Source organism: Methanobrevibacter sp. (assembly GCF_045577275.1).
GTDB lineage: Archaea > Methanobacteriota > Methanobacteria > Methanobacteriales > Methanobacteriaceae > Methanobrevibacter.
This window is the reverse complement of sequence record NZ_JAZNIB010000136.1, coordinates 1-1,943: the sequence shown is the minus strand read 5'-3', so window position 1 is coordinate 1,943 and position 1,943 is coordinate 1. Positions and strand designations below refer to the sequence as shown.

2 protein-coding genes and 1 pseudogene are annotated in these 1,943 nt (G+C 28.5%); all 3 read left to right on the top strand.

Going from position 1 to position 1,943, the window contains the following annotated elements; all coding sequences use genetic code 11:
* Positions 1-725, top strand: a pseudogene (locus ACKI67_RS04235) (DNA-directed RNA polymerase subunit A''); the annotation flags it as partial.
* Positions 726-1,095: 370 nt separating this feature from the next.
* On the top strand, positions 1,096-1,395 hold the full coding sequence (locus tag ACKI67_RS04230; RefSeq protein ID WP_296856561.1) for a 50S ribosomal protein L30e: 300 nt from the start codon (positions 1,096-1,098) through the stop codon (positions 1,393-1,395).
* Between the two features lie 5 nt (positions 1,396-1,400).
* Positions 1,401-1,832, top strand: coding sequence for a NusA-like transcription termination signal-binding factor (locus ACKI67_RS04225; RefSeq protein ID WP_407462146.1), 432 nt, complete (start codon positions 1,401-1,403; stop codon positions 1,830-1,832).
* The last annotated feature ends 111 nt before the right edge of the window (positions 1,833-1,943 follow it).

Below are 1,943 nucleotides of genomic sequence, written 5' to 3'. Positions count from 1 at the left end.
ATATCCTGTCTGGTCTTGAATTGGATGAGGATAATAAACAAGTTGTTGTTACCTTAGATTCTAAAAAGATCAAATCAAAAAGTTTAGAAATTAATGATGTCATTAATCAAATTGAAAAACAATTTAAGAAAGTTGACATTGAAGATTATTATAAATTCACTTTCAAACCTAAAAATTCTACTATTAGGGAAATTAGGCTTCTCGCTGATAAAGCTCGTGACTTCCAGATTAGTGGAACAAAAGGTATTGGTAAAGTCATTCTTCGTAAAGAGGATGAAGAGTGGATTATGCATACTGAAGGTTCTAATCTTAAAGCCATATTTAATGAGATTGGTATTGATAAAGTTAGATCAACAACTAATGACATTCACGAAATTGAAACTGTATTAGGTATTGAAGCTGCTCGTAACGCTATCGTCTACGAATTAAACCGTACATTATCTGACCAAGGTTTGACTGTAGATATCAGACACATTATGTTAGTTGCTGATATGATGACTTCTGAAGGTGTTGTAAAATCCATTGGAAGACACGGTATCAGTGGTGAAAAATCAAGTGTTCTCGCTCGTGCAGCATTCGAAGAAACTGGTAAGCATTTACTCCATGCAAGTATTAGAGGAGAAATGGATGACTTGACTGGTATTATTGAAAATATCATTATTGGTCAACCAATTCCTTTAGGTACCGGTTCAGTAAGTGTTACAATGAAACCAGATGTATATTAAATATTAAATATTAAAATTAAAATTAGGATATTAAGAGTTTTTCAAATTTCTTAATATTTTAATTTTTAAATTTTTATTAAATTATTAAATTCATATTCATAGTTATTCTTAAACATCCAATTAAAAAATTAAGTTTAAGAATGATTTTATTGTAAAATAGTCTATTAAAATATCAATAAATTATAAATAATAGATGTATTATAATTAAATGTAATAGTTTAATTTCATATTTGTTATTTACTTTTATTTTGTTTAATAGCACATATTTTATTACTCTATGAAAAATTTATCTTGAGTAAGATATGATTATTTTATAAGTTTTACTTATCTTGAGATAGATGATTTTTTTAAATTAAAATTTAGGAGGCAGATGATGGATATAGAAAGAGGAATAAGAGTTGCAGTAGACACAGGAGATGTCACTCTCGGCTCAGAAAAATCTATTCAATCTTTAAAATTAGGTAAAGGTAGACTTGCAGTTGTTGCAGCTAACAGTCCTAAAGAAATTTTAGAAGATGTTGAATATTATGCAAATCTCTCTGAAATTCCTTTCATTGTATATGAAGGTACAAGTGTAGACTTAGGTTCTGTTTGTGGTAAACCATTTACTGTTGCTACTTTAATCATAAACGATCCAGGAGATTCTACTATCTTAGAAAAAATGGGGTAGATTTTGTGTCTATTAAATTTAATGCAAATGAAATCCGTTTTATAGCTCTCTTTGAGAGCATGACTGGTGCAATGGTTAAAGATTGCATACTTGATGATGATAATTCCAAAGTTACCTTTGTCGTTAAAAACGGTGATATGGGTTTAGCTATTGGTAAAGGCGGAAGCACTGTAACCAAAGTTAAAAAAGCAGTAGGAAGAGGAGTAGAAATCATTGAATACAATGAAGACCCTGCTCAATTCATAAAAAACGTTTTATCCCCTGCTGAACTCAAATCCATTAAAATCGTTGAAAAAAACAACGACGAAAAAATAGCTATTGTCAATACAGATTCTTCCAATAAGAGAATCGCTATTGGTAAAAATGGTATCAACATCGAAAGAGCAAAATTATTAGCAAAAAGACAGCATGAAATAAATAACATTATTTTAAAATAATGATTTTATTTCATTTTAAAATAATTTTGTTTTGCATTATTGTTTATGATTAATTACATGATCTATTTTCAAAATAGGTCGTGTTAAACTTTTTTTTATTTATTTAATTTA